At 57.0% G+C, this 17,076-nt stretch carries 15 protein-coding genes and 1 pseudogene; 12 read left to right on the top strand and 4 right to left on the bottom strand.

Annotation, left to right across the window (positions count from 1 at the left end; genetic code table 11):
• From M3A49_RS38210 to tnpC, 4 genes are all read left to right on the top strand, one after another.
• Nucleotides 1–365, top strand: a 365-nt coding sequence (locus tag M3A49_RS38210; protein WP_266233452.1) for an IS5 family transposase, incomplete at its 5' end; no start/stop codon positions are given.
• A gap of 161 nt (nt 366–526) precedes the next feature.
• A complete protein-coding gene (gene tnpA / locus M3A49_RS38215; protein WP_266233453.1) occupies nt 527–961 on the top strand; it encodes an IS66-like element accessory protein TnpA in 435 nt (144 codons plus the stop codon).
• Complete coding sequence (gene tnpB, locus M3A49_RS38220; protein ID WP_266233454.1) at nt 958–1,302, top strand: IS66 family insertion sequence element accessory protein TnpB; 345 nt, start codon at nt 958–960, stop codon at nt 1,300–1,302. Before tnpA ends, tnpB begins: the two co-directional genes overlap by 4 nt.
• A gap of 30 nt (nt 1,303–1,332) precedes the next feature.
• Nucleotides 1,333–2,901: an IS66 family transposase gene (gene tnpC / locus M3A49_RS38225; RefSeq protein ID WP_266233455.1), complete on the top strand. Its 1,569-nt coding sequence runs from the start codon at nt 1,333–1,335 to the stop codon at nt 2,899–2,901.
• Nucleotides 2,902–3,351: 450 nt separating this feature from the next.
• On the opposite strand, the gene M3A49_RS38230 is transcribed toward tnpC, so the two are convergent.
• The gene (locus tag M3A49_RS38230; protein WP_266233456.1) at nt 3,352–4,029 is read right to left on the bottom strand and encodes a hypothetical protein; all 678 of its coding nucleotides are present in this window, start codon (nt 4,027–4,029) and stop codon (nt 3,352–3,354) included.
• Between the two features lie 1,210 nt (nt 4,030–5,239).
• Nucleotides 5,240–7,705, bottom strand: coding sequence for a hypothetical protein (locus M3A49_RS38235; RefSeq protein ID WP_266233457.1), 2,466 nt, complete (start codon nt 7,703–7,705; stop codon nt 5,240–5,242).
• A 550-nt stretch (nt 7,706–8,255) separates the two neighbouring features.
• Between M3A49_RS38235 and M3A49_RS38240 the strand changes: the two genes are divergently transcribed.
• Entirely contained in the window at nt 8,256–9,767 is a 1,512-nt protein-coding gene (locus tag M3A49_RS38240) for a BrnT family toxin (RefSeq protein ID WP_266233458.1), read from the top strand.
• Between the two features lie 118 nt (nt 9,768–9,885).
• On the opposite strand, the gene M3A49_RS38245 is transcribed toward M3A49_RS38240, so the two are convergent.
• Entirely contained in the window at nt 9,886–10,161 is a 276-nt protein-coding gene (locus M3A49_RS38245; RefSeq protein ID WP_266233459.1) for a hypothetical protein, read from the bottom strand.
• A gap of 64 nt (nt 10,162–10,225) precedes the next feature.
• Here M3A49_RS38245 and M3A49_RS38250 point away from each other — a divergent pair, with 64 nt between their 5' ends.
• From M3A49_RS38250 to catA, 6 genes and pseudogenes are all read left to right on the top strand, one after another.
• The gene (locus tag M3A49_RS38250) at nt 10,226–10,762 is read left to right on the top strand and encodes a hypothetical protein (protein WP_266233460.1); all 537 of its coding nucleotides are present in this window, start codon (nt 10,226–10,228) and stop codon (nt 10,760–10,762) included.
• A 220-nt stretch (nt 10,763–10,982) separates the two neighbouring features.
• Nucleotides 10,983–11,579, top strand: a pseudogene (locus M3A49_RS38255) (NAD/NADP octopine/nopaline dehydrogenase family protein); the annotation flags it as partial.
• The gene (locus M3A49_RS38260; protein ID WP_266233461.1) at nt 11,576–12,526 is read left to right on the top strand and encodes a 3-hydroxybutyryl-CoA dehydrogenase; all 951 of its coding nucleotides are present in this window, start codon (nt 11,576–11,578) and stop codon (nt 12,524–12,526) included. The pseudogene M3A49_RS38255 and the gene M3A49_RS38260, both read left to right, overlap by 4 nt.
• 152 nt (nt 12,527–12,678) lie before the next feature.
• The gene (locus M3A49_RS38265; protein ID WP_266233462.1) at nt 12,679–13,815 is read left to right on the top strand and encodes a muconate/chloromuconate family cycloisomerase; all 1,137 of its coding nucleotides are present in this window, start codon (nt 12,679–12,681) and stop codon (nt 13,813–13,815) included.
• Between the two features lie 40 nt (nt 13,816–13,855).
• Complete coding sequence (catC, locus tag M3A49_RS38270) at nt 13,856–14,146, top strand: muconolactone Delta-isomerase (RefSeq protein WP_254317753.1); 291 nt, start codon at nt 13,856–13,858, stop codon at nt 14,144–14,146.
• 34 nt (nt 14,147–14,180) lie between these two features.
• Entirely contained in the window at nt 14,181–15,119 is a 939-nt protein-coding gene (gene catA / locus M3A49_RS38275; protein ID WP_266233463.1) for a catechol 1,2-dioxygenase, read from the top strand.
• Between the two features lie 690 nt (nt 15,120–15,809).
• Here the strand turns inward: catA and M3A49_RS38280 are convergent.
• Nucleotides 15,810–15,992, bottom strand: a complete 183-nt coding sequence (locus M3A49_RS38280) for a hypothetical protein (protein ID WP_266233464.1) — start codon at nt 15,990–15,992, stop codon at nt 15,810–15,812.
• Between the two features lie 230 nt (nt 15,993–16,222).
• On the opposite strand from M3A49_RS38280, the gene M3A49_RS38285 reads away from it, so the two are divergent.
• Entirely contained in the window at nt 16,223–16,978 is a 756-nt protein-coding gene (locus M3A49_RS38285; protein WP_266233465.1) for a hypothetical protein, read from the top strand.
• The last annotated feature ends 98 nt before the right edge of the window (nt 16,979–17,076 follow it).

Genomic DNA, 17,076 nt, shown 5'->3' on the forward strand with positions numbered 1-17,076 from the left:
ATGACGCCGGACGCCCCCTGCGGTTGATTGCCACCGAGGGACAAGTTTCCGATATTTCGTGCGCGAATGAACTGGTTGAGCATTTGCGCACCGGTGCGGTCATCGCTGACAAGGGCTACGACTCGAACGCCTTTGTGGAGAGTATCCGCACTACGCGTGCGAAGGCCGTAATCCCGCCGCGTTCGAACCGCAAGACCAAGCGTCGCTATAGCCGTGTGCTGTATCGGACCCGGAACATCGTCGAACGCTTTTTCAGTCGTATCAAACATTTTCGTCGTGTCGCCACTCGCTACGACAAACTCGCAGGGAACTATCTCGCCTTCGCTTCGCTTGCCTGTGCCTTTGGACCGCTGATGAGAATGTGAACAGAACCTAGGCTGTCTGGACCGCGCGATGAGGTCCGTATCGCTCATGTAGCGCGCGTGGTATCGACTCTGTCAGTCGCTCGACCGAGGGCTTGTGTTGCTGGAGGGTAAGCGGCTCGTGCCGGCCGTTATAGACGGTGGCTGAGGGGGACATCAAAGTGATGCCCATCATTTCCGATCTGATGGGTATCACTTTGACACAGTCTGCAGAGAAGAAGCCGGGTACCCGAATGGGGCGCCCGAATTACCCCCGGGAGCTTCGTGAGCAGCTGGCAGCGGCCGCTTGCGAGCCTGGCGTATCAGTCGCAAAGCTGGCCCGGGAGAATGGCATCAACGCGAACATGCTGTTCACCTGGCGGCGGCGATATCTGGCCGATCAGCAAGCTCGATCTTCCGGGCTCATTCCGGTCGTTTTGCTAAGCGACACGCCGACGGAGGTCATTGCATCAGCTCCGGAAGAAGCGCAAGCGCAGGGCGCGAAGCCTGTATCACCTGTCGGCACGATCGAGATCCGGATCGGTCGTGCGGTGGTTAAGGTGGACGGCCTGGTTGACGCCGATATGCTGCGGATCGTGCTGGGCAGTCTGCGCTCATGATCTCCCTACCGGCAGGGACACACATCTGGATCGCTGCTGGCGTCACTGATATGCGATGCGGGTTTCAGGGGTTGGCAGCGAAGGTGCAATCCGCGCTTGAGGAGAATCCGCTGGGCGGCAACGTCTACATCTTCCGGGGCCGTCGGGGCGATCTGGTAAAGATTCTTTGGGCCACGGAGGACGGAATCTGGCTGCTCGCGAAGCGGCTTGAACGAGGCCGTTTTATATGGCCCAAGGCTGACGGTGGCAAGGTCCACCTGAGCTCTGCGCAACTGTCGATGCTGCTTGAGGGCATCGACTGGCGGCAGCCCCGCCGCACCGCCGCATTATCGATGTTGTAAACGGCGAGGCAGACTCGTAAACTACGGCGCATGTCGAACGGCGCCGATCTCCCTGACGATATCGAACTGCTGAAGGCCTTGCTGGTCGAGGCCCGTAGTCTGCTTGCCGAACGCGATGTCGAGATTGAGCAGCTCAAGGCGCAGATCGACAAGCTCAGGCGCATGCAGTTCGGTCGCAAGTCCGAGCAGCTGCAGCGGCAAATCGAGACGCTCGAGACTCAACTTGAGGATCTGGCCGCCGGGCGCGGCGTTGTGGATGTGCAGCGTGCGCAGGCCCTCGGTGCAAATGCGTCCACCTCGAACACAACGACGGACGAAGCGGCTTCCAGGCAAGCGCTTCCCGCGCATCTGCCGCGCCAGGATCATGTGCTCGAGCCTGAATCAAGCTGCCCCGATTGCGGTCAACCAATGCGGGCGCTCGGCGAGGACTCATCCGAACAACTCGCCCGGGTTGCAGCGGCGTTCAAGGTCATTCGCACGATCCGGCGCAAACTGGTTTGCCCATGCTGCAGCACTATCAGCCAGCCGCCAATGCCCGGCCTGCCGATCGAGCGGAGCATCGCCCATCCGAGTTTGCTGGCAGACATCCTCGTCTCGAAGTATGCAGATCACCAGCCGTTATACCGGCAATCGGCGATCGCGGCGCGTGACGGGGTGATGCTTGACCGGGCCAGTATGGGCCGCTGGGTCGGCCAGTGTGAAGCACTGTGCGCTCCGCTAACTGAGGCGCTGCGCCGCTATACGATGGCCGCGACCAAGCTGCACGCGGATGACACGCCGATCCCCGTGCTCGCGCCGGGCAACAGGAAGACCCGCACCGGCCGGCTATGGGTCTACGTGCGCGACGATCATCGCTCGGGCTCGACGCAACCGGCTTCGGTCTGGTTCGCGTACTCGCCGAACCGGCAAGGCATCCATCCTCAAACCCATCTCGCCAGCTTCAAAGGAATTCTGCAAGCGGACGCCTACGCGGGCTTCGACGAATTGTTCCGCGATGGCTCGATACGCGAGGCGGCATGCCATGCCCACGCGAGGAGAAAGTTCTACGACATCCACGTGCGCACGCCAGCTGACACAACACAAAAGGCACTCGAATATATTGGCGGGCTCTACGACATCGAGGCCTCGATTCGCGGCAGGCCTGCAGCCGTTCGGCTGCGAATACGGCAGGAGAAAGCCAGACCGCTGCTTCAAATCTACGAAGCGTGGCTCAGGGCAAAGCTCGAAACGCTGTCGTCGAAGTCCGATACGGCCAAGGCGATCAACTACACGCTGAACCAGTGGAGCGCACTGACGTTGTATTGCGAAGACGGTACGCTAGAGATCGACAACAACATCGCGGAGAACGCGCTGCGTTGTGTAAGCCTGGGCCGGAAAAATTTTTTATTCGCCGGCTCAGACAGCGGCGGCGAACGGGCAGCCGCGATGTACGCATTGATTGGCACTTGCAGACTGAATGACATCGATCCGCGTGCCTACCTCGACTACGTGCTAACCCATATCGCCGGTCACAAAATCAATCGCATCGACGAGCTCCTGCCTTGGCGTGTGGCCGACAAACTGCACACACCAGGCAGTCCGCCAGATCCCTCTACCTGACCGGCAGCTCCAGTTCACCATCATGCTTTACGCGCACGCGAATGGACGAACGGCCCAACTGAGGCGCTTACGCTGGAGGCGCTGAACCGTCGCACTGGAGACGCCGCCACGGTCATGCAGTTGGTCCGGCAAATAGAGCCAACATCGCACAACCCTCAAGAAGCTTCTCGAGACGCTGGTTACGGCCTGGTATGTGCGCACGCAACCGGGCGACGACTTCTAGCGGCTAACCCGGCAGGTCGATTCATTGTTCACGCATCTGCAGGCGAAGCGGGCCGCAGCGGCGCGAACGTCAACGCGCGCGTCCAGTCTGCGCACACGACGGTCGGCGCAGCGCCGCAGTGGTGGCACCGCTGCTCGCGCAGGCTCCGTCCGCGGCCGGCGCGCCTGATACGCCCTTGCGCGCGGCCATACGTTCGTGATGCGTTGACTCAGGAAAGCGGGGGGCCGTTAGGCCCGAGCGGCCGCGGAGGGGGAATTAGTGGGTCGTCCACTTGGATTTCCCCCCTGCACTCCTACTTCCTCGTTGGGGTCCATCCGCAGCGGAGCTTCGACTGGCTCCTTCGTGGCATTACCTAACTCGAGTGTCCGTGGACGATAGTCTGCTCGAGGCATAAATACCTCGCCAAGCGATTCGTCCTCAAGCCGCTTCAGTTTCTGCGATAAATCTTGTCCGCGGATGAGCGCATCTTCTATCTGAAGCGTGAGTGCTGCGCGGCGAGCGGTTGTTCCCTTTTGAACGGGCAGGGCATCCAGCTCGGCGGAAAGCCGTGCAATCTCTGCCCGGTTGTCACTCAGCTTTTGGGTGATGCGATTTTCATCGTCAAGACGAACCATGCCCGCTCGTACGGGAATGTAGCGACCAATGAATAACCCTACGGCAGATAGCAGTACGGGCGCAAACGCCCCTATGACGGTGGCGTCGAACTGACCAAAGTCATGCGCGTGCAAATAGACAATGGCAAGAATTGCACCCGTCGCCCCGCCTGCGACACTGCAAAGGGCGGCGTTCGAAAGCAACTGCAGTCGCTTTGCCTGCGAAATAAGGGCTTCGCTTGCCTTTCCGAGGTAGCCGAGATATCCAAGAAAATACCCGGTCTTGTCTTTTGACCTGGAAGCGCGTGTCATGGCAGGCTCGCGTTGCCCGGCACGGCCTGGGGACTTGGGGGGTATGGTGCCGCCCTTCCTTCCTTTCGCCCAGCAGGGATGTCCGGGTTGAATTCGCGGAGTTCAAGTAGCGCGCCTTTCTGCGCTGCATAGGCCTGCCACAGCCTGTACTCGAGGATATCCGTCTGGTAGAAAGAGTGAGCCACCAACGCCGAGATTACTGCCGCGAGGCTAGCGAGTGCTGCGCAAAGTCCAGACGCAGAGCGAGGCAAATAAATCTCAAAAGGAGTGCGCAGCCCTAAACTCTCGGCCAGCCCCAAGGTTAAGGCACCAGCCAGGCATATCGATACCACGAGCATCACGGACAGCGTTCGCCGTTGTCGTCTCAGCTGCGCGCGGGCCAGGTCCATTTCGATTAACTGCGCTGCAGCGATTCCTGCCTGAAAGGCCAGTGGTCTTTCGGTGGATTCCGTAGAGTCGGACAATCCCGCTACCTGCGCGCGGCCCAACGCTTCTGGTGGTAAATTCGAAGACAGCCCACTGTCGCGCCAAGACGAGGAGATCCTCTCCTCACCGGAAGAGGCCCCATCATTTTCCAACGGCGAATCCGAAGACATTGTCCGCTCCTCGAAATAGCGATAGTCAATGTAGCACCATTTTTACGACTCGGTGATAGAACTAGGGTCGTTCCGGACAGTCAGTCATTCGCAGGGAGCCGCGCACTATTGTTGTTAGTTAACAACGAAGCCTCCCTTTCCAAACTTCAGTTGAATTTGAGTACGGGGGGCAGGGCTTTCGCGACAGTGCCTGGCTGACAGAAATCGCTAGCCCGTTGCTGCGCGAACGGGGCTGCTAATCGTTGCTAGAGCAGATGGCGCTAAGTCAGGACGCCGGAAGCAAACGCTCACCGCGCGAGGTCGCCGCGCTTGTCAGGCGAGTGCGTGATGCCGGGTATGCCATGGACAGAGGCGAATGGACGCAGGAAGAACGCTTCGGTGCGATCGACGTACCGATTCATTGGGAGGAGCGCGCGGTTGCCTCTATGTATTTGACGTTCTTGCTGCAGGCCACGAGGAAGCGATTGCAGTCGAGCGATTGCTGCCGACTCTGCTTGGCGCACAGGAGAAGATTTAGAGTCTGTTAGAGGATAGATCAAGGCAGCTGATTCCATCCGTTTCATCTTGGGAGCTACGTTGGCAAGGTCTCTCGCGAGCCCTTGCCAACCCATCTGCTACTTGTATTGTTGTCGGGACGCACTGCGCCTGACCGCTTCGCTTTCATCGTCGAGACTGATGCGAATTTTCATCGTGAACCGTTCATTTGGCGTGAGCTGATACAACTCGCCCTCGCGTGCTTCTTCAGCCTCAAGGTAGTGCACAAATTCATCTGCCTTCTTCAGGCGTGTCTCGACTCGCTCCAGCCGCTTCTTGGGATCAGTCCAACTTCCTTCCCATTGCCGGTACTCGTCAAGTGACATCGCCGCAAGCTCTGCAGACACTCGGGAATCGAAGATTGCTGTATCCGTGGAAACGAGTTCGATGTACGTGAACGCCGACAGCAAGTCATCAAAGACATATCTTCCATAGTTTGTGATACGAATCCCGTCAATATCCTCCCGATACTCGTCGACCCGCGTGTTTGCGTCGATCAATCCATATTTCAGTAGAGTGTCAACATTAATTCTGAAGTCCTCTTCCATATGAAATCGGTTGGAAAACTCCGTATATAGGGACGACACTGGGTGGAAGGCGGTGCCTTGTAGCTCGCTTAGTTTTGAGAGTTGTGCAAGGATGCGAAGCGCGGAAAAGTGAGATGATCTCTGTTTCGACCGCAACTGGAAAATGTTCGGAACATGGCTCTGACTTTCGTCATAGAAGAAGCGATTCGGGATCATGACAGGCTTCAAAACCTGGTGGATCTGCCACTTCCATTCGCGAACAGCGGTTATCTCGTCAATATTGGTATACCGCGAGACGAGCATCCCGCGGAATAGCTCAAGGGCCAAGCGGATATTTCCGTGGGCGCACGCGGTCAGAAAGCTCGAAAGGTGAGAATCGGGATTTCTAAATTCGCGCTCGAAACTTCCGATCAGGGTTCGTAGAGTTACGCGATTCTCACGAGAAACTTCCTGTCCAAGAATCTTACCGGCACTCAACTCGTTGCCGAGATGCTTTCCGACAAATTCAAGTCGCTTTATAAAGACGTTCTTGGGCGGGGGCGCACTAAGGTGGAATCCAGAATTTTGGTAGGCATCGAGAACTCCCCGGATAGAGGATGCATAGAAACGCTCCTCGCGCATTGAAACGATCGCCAGACACTCTAGAGTATCAGCAATCTCATGCGCGATCGTGAAGCAATATTCTTGAAAATTCTTTCCATACTGGTCCGTGTTGTCAATGACAACGATCGCGCCTTTGTGCTGGGTGTGCAAGCGTTTGACTAGTTTTTCGCAAACATACTTGACGTCTTTCTTCCAAGATGCGACGAGGCCATTGAGAATTCGATTGAACTCCGGAGACGAGGGGTCGAACCCATAGAGGTCTTGCTGCTTTGCTACCTCGTAGCGATCTGAAAACAATTCGACAAGTTTTTCCCGGGAGCCCTTCAGGATGAAATCCTGATCCAGCGCTTCCACCAATCGATTCCAGATCTCCGAATGAATTAAAGGTTTGTCTTCTGGAACCTTTAGCAAATCGACGATGACAGTCACCGCACTCTTCTTCAGAATTTGCGGCGGTCGAACGAACAGTAATTTCCGAAGAAAGGTCGACTTTCCTACCCCCTTTCCTCCAAACAAAACCACTACATCCTTGGTACGTCGTTCGAGGACACTTTTTTCAAGTCGGTTGCCGAATGTGCCGCCGCCGTCGTCATTTTCCGTCTGGCGGATTCCATAACTCTCTAGGTAGGGCGTCAGTGCGTCTGTCAGCAATGATTGAGCACTCTTGAAGGCGGCCTCGTATTCCTTGTCAGAAACGTAGCACGCGTCCATGAACTCTACGTACGATTCGTCGATCACGCCGAAGAACCGCTCTGCGATTGGTCTCAGGAACTGAACATATTTATTCGGCTGAATGGCGCGAGCATACGCTGGGATTTCGTAACTTGGTTTGTACGTTTCCCGATTTTCATACGGGCTGCGCGACAATAGTGCGTTCAGGGAGCCGTCGTAGCTGACACATCTATAGGAAAATGAATTATAGATGGACGTGAACGAATGGGCGAAAACATCAAGCTTCGGAATGACATACGCACGAAGTGCCTTCCAGTCAACTCCTGCCTCAAAGACTCGGAAAATAATCCATTCGAACCCGTTGGTGATGCATCCGTACACGCATCCCAAGTCTAGGCAGTACTGGCGAGCTTGAATCAGCGCGGCCGAAATTGCTCGGTCCGTCATAAGCGTCTTGACGGCGACGAAGGTGCCACTCTCCGAGTCGCGGGCCGGTTTGGGAAGATCGAAATATTTTCCCTCGCGCTTCGCTTCGATCACCAGTGCTGGCTGGCCGGATGCGCCATTGAGCACGTAGTCCGCATATCCAGATGCCACGGAAACCTCCAATCTCGCGGCCGACTTCGGCCAGTCGAGGATCGAGTGGATAACCGTGTCAATTATTTGGTGGCGGGTATCGGCCTCGTTGAAATCTCTGGATTTCGAAGTAGCTACAAGTTCAGCGGCGATTTGATGTTGTTGCACAGTGTTGGTCATCCCCGGTAAGAAGCAGGTTCAGCAATTGAATGCTCGGTATCGTTTTAGTTGATTATACGTTGCGATTTTGGGCGCGAGTCCACGACTTGGTCCACTATTCTTCCATTGATCCCGGCAAGCGCTTGCTGTCGTGACAAGAAAGGCTGCTCGCCACAACCTCGATCGTGGGCGGTTGGTGGTTTCGATGCATATTGGGTATTTCTTCGGCGACCATCGGCGGTTTTGTCAAGTGCGTCGGGCAGGCGCGAGCACTCGCTTACCGTGTTTCCTCAAGCTTAACTCCGCTCACTACATGGTCGTCGCCGGGCACAGAAAGGGTCATCATAAAACAACCCTGAGCCGGGTTGATGGCAATAGGCACCCGAAGAACAGAAAAATGCGTGAGCCAAGTGACAGGACGAGTGAGCAGTCGGAACTTGGAAGGTCGAAGCAGCAATAGGCTGCGCCTTGGCGGGCTTACAAGACATTTCAGGCAAGAAGTTGATCTGAACCGAGTTTTCAGATAGTGTTGCGCGGGCAGATAAATAATACGGGGAAAATGATGCAGGGTGAAAAGCGAGAGGGAATACAACAATCAACGAGCGTGACTAACATAATAATATTATTGGCTATTGCATTTTTGGTGACGTACATCGTTCCGTACTATGCAATGCGTGATTCTTTTGATGCAATTGTCATGCTAGGCATGATTGCTTGTGTCTGGATGTGGGCAACAGTGTTCGCACTGATTGGGTATGCGCCCTATTATTTTAAGTATAGAAATAGAAGAAAGATAAGGGCAAGCAGATCGCACGGGGAGAGGCTCGATCTTTCGGTTGTCTGCTATATGGCTGGATTCCTCCTAATATTGCTGGGGTGTGGTACTGCAGCGATTCTTCAGCACTGGGAAGCAAAGTTTCCAATGGCTGGGGATATAGTCGTTCTCATATCCGCAGTGGCTGGGGGAGCGCTTTGTAGCGACGCGATCCTTGGGGTCACGGGGGGCGCTGGAGGGAAAGAGATTCGTTTCCGGGCGGACCTGGCGCTCGAAGTGGCGATTTTTCTTTGGCTGCTTTTCGCCATGATCGCGTTGCTCTGCAGGGAGCTAGAGGGTAGTGTCCACGGCGTGGCATTTTCTTCTTCTTTCTTAATTCTTTGTATAATCAGCAACTTTTTTCTGGTTCATATTTTAAATCCAGAATTGGATGGCGTTTCAAAAAAATCGAACCCGCTGTTTTTTAGGGGGCTCTCGCTCATAGTAATTGGCGGTATATTCAGCGTTGGTTACGCACTTGGCACGGATGCGGGCTCGTTCGTTAACATATTCTCGAAGTTCTTCTTCGCTTCCTACACAGCTGCCATAGGAGCGGCTCTTGTCGCACGTTCGTGTGAATGGAATGAATCTCAAAGTATGGATAAATTCGAAGCTTGGCAGGCGATCAGGCGGCTCAGCAGGGATGAATTTAATGAGCAGATCAAATATCAGAAGCTCTCTGCCGATCGACAGGACCTGCTATTCAAGTTCATACATGGTGAGATACAGGTCAGCTACACCTGCCAACCAGACATCGAGGCTTACGCCCTGAAGGCCTTGATGCCGGACGTATATAGGTATCTGCCGCACGAAGCACACCCGTATTCGAGCAGCGAACACTATGAGTACGACCCGGCAAAAAACGGGCAAAACATCATCAAGCATGGCATTGGATTTGGTGAGGTCGTCAGCTACTCAAGTCAGTTTGGGACTTTGCTGGTTCCGTGCCCGGACGACAGGGATGGAGAGAGATGTGTCGTCTTTTCAGATCTCAAGCTCAAGCGCAACGATGATAAGTTGGAGTTACCCCCTTCTGGGATTAGGGAAGTGAACTACACAATCTCTGTTGTGCAACAGAAGGAGGGAAGATTCAGGTTCATATCGGCAAGGCTCATGAGCTCGAAAAGAGAGAAGTACCGGAAGACGATGGAGCAAGCTTTTGGGGAGATCTTTGCTGACGCACACGCACGAGAGGGTTTTGTCGACCATTGCGTGGGAATCGTGGAAGCGTATCTTATTCGGACTGCAACGATGTAGCCGTTTTATCTCGGCAATGTGCGCGGTGTGATGACCACCTCGTGCCGCGTCCTCGTACGCCGCGACATTCGCCGTATCCCCGAACGGCATGTGGTTGGTGTTCAACTGCTAAGGCAAATCACTGTTGACGCGTGCCAGTGTTACGGTCATTCCTTTGGATGCGCAATGCGGAGCGTACACGAAAGCGCACCACGTCGAGCGATTGGCCGCAGGTGGTCTCGTCGATTCGCGCAACATGCCAATCGCATGCGCGAATCGTCATCGGCAGTTCCAGCACAGTTACGCCGAGATCTAGTGACACGATGCCGAAACACGTGTGATTCAGTTCGACTTCATCGGGGCAATCGAGCCGACGTAAAATCCCAGCCAATGCAGCGAGAAAGTGCTGCGGCATTCATCACTCACGCAAGTCGAACAATCGGACTTCCCCGCGTAAGCTGTCGGAGAGGGGCGTCATTGTGTTTGGGGCGGTAATTGGTCTAGCCGGCGCAGTCGGGTATGTCGTCGGGTGGGTTGAGAAGCTTTATGCTGCGCATCACCCGAAGGATGCCAGCACGGCAGCGAGTTGGGTGCAGGCCTTCGGGTCGATCGGCGCGATTATCGGTAGCGTTGTCGTCGTCTATCTGGCATACGAGCGCCAGCGATTTGCCGCGGCTAAGGAGCGGCAAAGAACGGAGCAGGCCCGGGTTGATTCGTATCTCGCCGTGGCGGAGCTTGGAATGCGCCGCGCCACGCACGCGCTTCATCTCGTTTGCGAGGTAAAGCTTAGCTTCCAAGACATGCACAATTTTTCCGAACACACGGACTTGTTGCAATCAGCCGATGCGCTTGAGGCGATCCCGCTTCATTCGCTGGGATCAGCCAACGCCGTGAGCGCTATGGCAACGATGACTGACTATTTGAGGCATCTGGATGCCGTGATTCGGGAAGAGCAAATATGCTCGCGATGGTTACCGGCCTCAATGTCCCACGCGACAGGGATGGACATGAACTAGCGATGGCGAGGGTGAGAGCTAACTTTGAGCTTCTGCGAATGCATCATGCGCGCTAGTGATCGCGTTGAGTGGCGAGGTTCCAGCATTGCTACCGGGAATGCGATCTACAGCAGAGGACCAAGACTTTGACCGGCGCGTGGAAGAATATCTGCAAGGCGGACCCGTCGAGGTCGACAACGAAAGCCACCGCGGCGCGCAAGACCATGGCACGTTACATGGCGCGGCTGGCTGGGCGTTTCCGTTGCTCAAGGCGGGATACCCCAGCGTCGAGCCGATCGAGGACGCGCTAAGCGACGCGCTCATGAACGCGGGGCCCGTGATCCATCCGCCGCTCATCATGATGAATGCCGGGCCGCTCGAGCATTTCGAAGCGTGGGACATTCACAACGAAGGCACGCAGCCGTCGATTCGCCGTGTAACGAATGCGCTCGACGCGGAGCGCATGGCCGTGCGCGAGGCGCTCGGATACGGCATGCCGCACTTTCCGCTCGCCGATCACTACGCAAGCGAAGGCGACGAATGGATGTACGGGCGCGACGCGCACGGCAAGCTCACGGACAGCGGCGACTGGCGCGAGAACATCGACCTGAAGGCCCATCGCTACATGCTGGAAGATACGCGGCTCGGTCTCTCGTTCATCGTGTCAGTCGGGCGCTGGGCGGGCGTGCCCACGCCCGTGGCGCAGGGGTTGCTGAGCGTGGCGAGTGCCGTGTCGGAGCGCGATCTGTACGCCGAGGGGCGCACGCTCGAGAACCTCGGGTTGGCCGCGCTCTCGCGCGAGGCCAAGCACGAACTGCTGGCACGGGGGCTCGCATGACGCACAGCGCCGCCGACGTAAGGCATATTCACGTGCTCGGTGCAGGACGCATGGGGCAGGGCATCGCCCTCGCGTTCGCCTTCGCGGGATTGCGCGTGACGCTAATCGACTTCAAGGAGCGCGCGGCGCCCGCGCGCGCGGAGTTCGCAGCGGCGGCGCTTGGCGAAATCGATCGCCACTTGCAGATACAGGTCGAATTCGGGCGCATCAACGCGCAGGAGGCCGCGCTAGCCGGCTGCGAGGTAGTGTTCGAGGCAGTGCCCGAAATCATGGCGGCAAAAGAGGCGGCATTCGCCTGGCTGTGCGCGCATATCGCCGACGGGGCGACGATTGCGTCCACAACATCGACGTCTCTCGTCACCGAACTGCAAAATGCGGTTACGCATCCACAGCGGCTCGTCAACGCGCACTGGCTCAATCCAGCGCACGTAATGCCGCTCGTCGAAATCAGCCGCAGTGGCACAACGGACGAAGCGGTGGTCGTGCGGCTCATCAAGGAACTGCTGCGTGGCGTTGGGAAGGTACCCGTCGAGTGCGCGCCATCGGCGGGCTATATCGTGCCACGTCTCCAGGCGCTCGTCATGAACGAGGCGGCGCGCATGGTGGAAGAGGGCGTGGCGAGCGCGCACGACATCGATACGGCCGTGCGCACGGGATTTGGCTTGCGATTCTCTGTCCTTGGGCTGCTCGAATTCATCGACTGGGGCGGTTGCGACATTCTCTATTACGCCTCGCATTACCTGGCGAAGGAAATCGGTCAGCGCTTCGAACCGGCCGGCATCGTGTCGCGTCACATGGAAGAAGGGCGCGACGGCATACGCGACGGCAAGGGCTTCTACGATTATGCGGACGTCGAAGTGCCCGCTTACGTGAAACGCCGGCTCGGCGAGTTTGGGCAATTGCTCGAGCATCTCGGGCTGGCGCCGCGCTATAACTCGGCGGCATGAAAATCCATCCCATGGATGATAGATGCCATATATGATTGATTTGACAGATATGGCGCCGGTCTTAAACTTGTGGCCTGAACGTACCAACACCACCCCACCGAATCACAGAGTCGCTCATCGCTCTGCGAAAACGCATCTAGTAAGATATCCTAATGAATAGAGCGACAATCGAACGTATCGAAACCCGCCTCGTCGATCTGCCGACGATTCGCCCTCACAAGCTGTCCGTCGCCACGATGCACGGGCAAACCCTGATGCTGGTGAAGGTGTATTGCAGCGATGGTGTAACCGGCATCGGTGAAGGTACGACGATTGCCGGCATGGCCTACGGTCCCGAAAGCCCGGAAGCGATGAAGCTCGCAATCGACGCCTACTTCGCCCCGGCGATGATCGGCCAGGACGCCACGCGTATCCAGGCGCTCATGGCGCGCCTGGGCAAGCTCGTGAAGGTCAATCACTTCGCCAAGTGCGCGCCGGAAACCGCGCTGCTCGACGCGCAGGGCAAGCGCCTTGGCGTGCCGGTGAGCGAACTGCTGGGCGGCCGCCGCCGCGAACGCCTGCCGGTGGCATGGACGCTCGCTTCGGGCGATACCGCCAAAGACATCGCCGAAGCCGAGGCGATGCTCGAAGTGCGCCGCCACAAGATCTTCAAGCTGAAGATCGGCGCGAAAGACCTCAAGACCGACATCAAGCACGTGGCCGACATCAAGAAGGCGATGGGCGATCGTGCCGCCGTGCGCGTGGACGTCAACATGGCCTGGAGCGAGACGCAGGCGGCCTGGGCGATTCCCGCATTGGCCGACGCGGGCTGCGAGCTGGTCGAGCAGCCGGTCGCTTCGCCCGCGGCGCTGGCGCGCCTCATGCGCCGCTTCCCGGTGGCGTTGATGGCCGACGAAATCCTGCAGGGACCGGAAAGCGCGTTCGAGATCGCGAAGAACGAGGGCGCCGATGTGTTCGCCATCAAGATCGAACAAAGCGGCGGGCTGTTCGCGGCGCAGCGCGTGGCCACGATTGCGGACGCCGCGGGTATCGAGCTGTACGGCGGCACGATGCTCGAAGGCGCGTTCAGCACGGTGGCGTCGGCGCACCTGTTCGCGAGCTTCGCCAACCTGCAGTGGGCCACCGAACTGTTCGGGCCGCTGCTGATCACCGAAGAAATTCTGACTACGCCGCTGGACTACAGCAACTTCGAGCTGACCGTGCCGAACGGCCCGGGACTGGGCATCGAACTGGACGAAGCGAAGGTCAAGCGCTTCACCCGCGATGGCCTGATGAAAGTCACGAAGTAATCCGCGAAGTAATCTGGATAACTGATAAACGGACAAGACGATGCTTTTCCACGTACGCATGGATGTGAACATCCCGGCCGACATGCCGGCCAATGTCGCCAACGAAATCAAGGCGCGCGAAAAGGAGTACTCGCAGGAGCTGCAGCGCAGCGGCAAGTGGCGCCATATCTGGCGACTGGTGGGCGAGTACGCAAACTACAGCATCTTCGATGTAGAGAGCAATGCAGAACTGCACGACATTCTCACCGCCTTGCCGCTTTTTCCGTACATGAAGATAACGGTCACGCCGTTGTGTCGCCACCCGTCCTCCGTCAGGGACAACGACGCATGAACTGATTTTCCCCCAATGCCACGAGACAAGGATCATGAACGCAAAAGTATTCGAGACCAAGGAAGTGCAGGACCTGCTGAAGGCAGCTGCGAATCTGGAGGGTAACAACGGCAATGCCCGTTTTCAGCAAATCACGCATCGTTTGCTTGGCGACCTGTTCAAGGCCATCGACGATCTCGACATCACGCCCGATGAAGTCTGGGCCGGCGTGAACTATCTGAACAAGCTCGGCCAGGACGGTGAAGCGGCGCTGCTGGCTGCCGGCCTCGGCCTCGAGAAGTACCTCGACGTCCGCATGGACGCCGCAGACAAGGCGGTGGGTCTCGAAGGCGGTACGCCGCGCACGATCGAAGGGCCGCTGTATGTGGCAGGCGCACCGGTGCGCGAGAGTGTTTCGCGCATCGACATTAACGCCGATGCCGATGCGGGTCCGCTCGTCATTCACGGCACGGTTACCGGCCTCGACGGCAAGCCGCTCGCGGGCGCCGTGGTCGAATGCTGGCATGCCAATTCGAAGGGCTTCTATTCGCACTTCGACCCGACGGGCGCGCAGGACGACTTCAACCTGCGTGGCGCGGTCAAAACCGGCGCGGACGGCAAGTACGAATTCCGCACGCTCATGCCGGTGGGCTACGGCTGCCCGCCGCACGGCTCGACCCAGCAACTGCTCAACGGCCTTGGCCGCCATGGCAACCGCCCGGCGCACGTGCACTTCTTCGTCACGGCGGACTACAGTCGCAAGCTCACCACGCAGTTCAACATCGAAGGCGACCCGTTGATCTGGGATGACTTCGCCTACGCGACGCGCGAAGAACTGATTCCGCCGGTGGTTGAGAAGACTGGCGGCACCGAGCTCGACCTGAAAGCCGACACGTACAAGGACATCGAGTTCAACTTCACGCTCACTCCGCTGATCCAGGGCAAAGACAATCAGATTGTCAACCGTTTGCGCGCTGCGGCAACGGAGGAGTAGCGCATCATGGCGGCGGCGCGTTTCGGCGCGGCCGCTTGACCACCTCAATCGGATCGGGTCTTTTGATGTCCGCTATGGTCAACGTTTTAGGCAGGCGTGCGCGTAGAAAGTAGGCACGTCTGCGAATCCTTTCAATAGTAAGCGATTCATCCGCACTCCCGATTGCGTCCTCTCGCGCAGCGGAAGAAGCGCAACTCTTAGCGCGGGAACGCGAGCGCGCACAGAAGACCTAGCCGACGAAGCATCATGTCTTTGACCGGGCGCTCGCGCCGCCGAATTTTGTGTCGTTGCTCCACACGCTTCCGGGTTCCGGGGCTAACGACTCCCATCAACCGGAAGGGCGATCGTCGTCGTTACGCAGGCCGTTCTCGTCTGCAGCAAACGCTGCTCAAAAATAGAGGCGTTCCGCTTCACCCGAGACACTGGTGGCGAGCGCGGACTCGATGTGATACATGCCGACGGCGTGCCGTAATGAGCGTGACGTGAGGCTCCTCGAGCGAGATCGAGTCGTCGGAGTCAAGCTTTTCGGCGCCAATGAGAGCTTGCGTTTCAGCTAGGACAGCCGTGATCTCAAGTCTGGCAAAGCTCAACCGAGTTCGAAGAGACGCATCGGGAGGCTCAGCGGATATGCGCGTTAGAGCCGGGCGGTGTGATCGCAGAGTATAAAGCATGTCCCCATAAGTCGGCATGTTATCGGGCCAGTGCTAACAGCCCGGCACGTGGATCATCGGCTTCGCCGTAATCCTGACTGGCAACGCGATTGCCGCGCAGGTTGAAGAGCGAACCGAACTCTCGCTCTCGATATTCTTCTTCTTGATTTCGTGTGGGATATTCTCGAACCAGTTCACCACCACTGCCGACATTTTTTGTCATGCAATGCGCATTCTGGATTCAGGGCGCATCGATTGATGGGCGGTACTGTCACTGCCGCTAAAGTTTCGGGCCGAAGCGGCCGATATCACTTCGACGACTAGTTGTTGTCGACTGCAGTAGGTTTAGAAGAGAGAGCCCGAAGCGTGCTGCTTGACTCGAAGCTGACTCCGATTGAATAAGAAAGGATTCCAGTGATTTATAACGAATGGCTTATACAGGCGAATTCGGCCATGAACATGGCGGTCGCCCGTAGCTACAACGCAATGCATATCGGTGGTTGGAGCGAGAATTTCATCACTACCAGTGTACTCGAATCGCTTGATACACGGGGCGAAGAGATAGTTTGGGATGATTTGCAACAGAGGATCGTTTGGGAGGGCTACAAACTAACTGGTACTGCGGAAACCGAATATGGCGATATCGCGGTGCTCGTTCGAGTATGGCTCACGTCGGACGTCTTTGTCGATGGCGTGGCGTTCTACGAAGCGAAGAGGCAATATTTCAATGCCGACGGATCGATCAAGGGATTTTTGTCGGTTAAAAGTGAACAGCTTGCTCGTCTTAGAGAAGTGACGCATGCGAGCAACGTTATTTTCTATGACGTTGATCAAGGGAAGAGCCAAGTTCATATCGGATGCGTGCCTAACATCTTCGTTGATGAGCTGATGAGGCAGAAGCTGGTCAAAGAGGCCGGGAGAATCATTCACCGATACGGAAAGCCGTTTGTTTACAGCTTGGGCGAAAATCTTAGGGGGTTTTCCGTAGACTTCTCTCAGAAAGTCGTGGAGGATGTTAAGGGGTTTGCGAATTCCACGGATGCGCCGCTTGTAATAATTAATGCGGCTGTTGGAAAGATGAATCTCGAGCCAAAGCTCAGTGAACATTGCTCACTGCTGAAAAACTACGAGAAGGTATGGGGCGCATCTCCTGCTGTCGCGGAGGATCCGGCGCCCCCGCCTGGTGGTAATGAGCCGAGCCCCTTTTGAGTCACCAAAAAAGGGGTAGAAGGAACGCACCACACCAGTCAACGAAAGCGCGAAATAATTACCTGTTGACCGATCTGCATTTAATTTCCGTCTTCGAA

Origin of the sequence: Paraburkholderia sp. CNPSo 3076 (genome assembly GCF_026343935.1) — a bacterium.
GTDB lineage: Bacteria > Pseudomonadota > Gammaproteobacteria > Burkholderiales > Burkholderiaceae > Paraburkholderia > Paraburkholderia nodosa.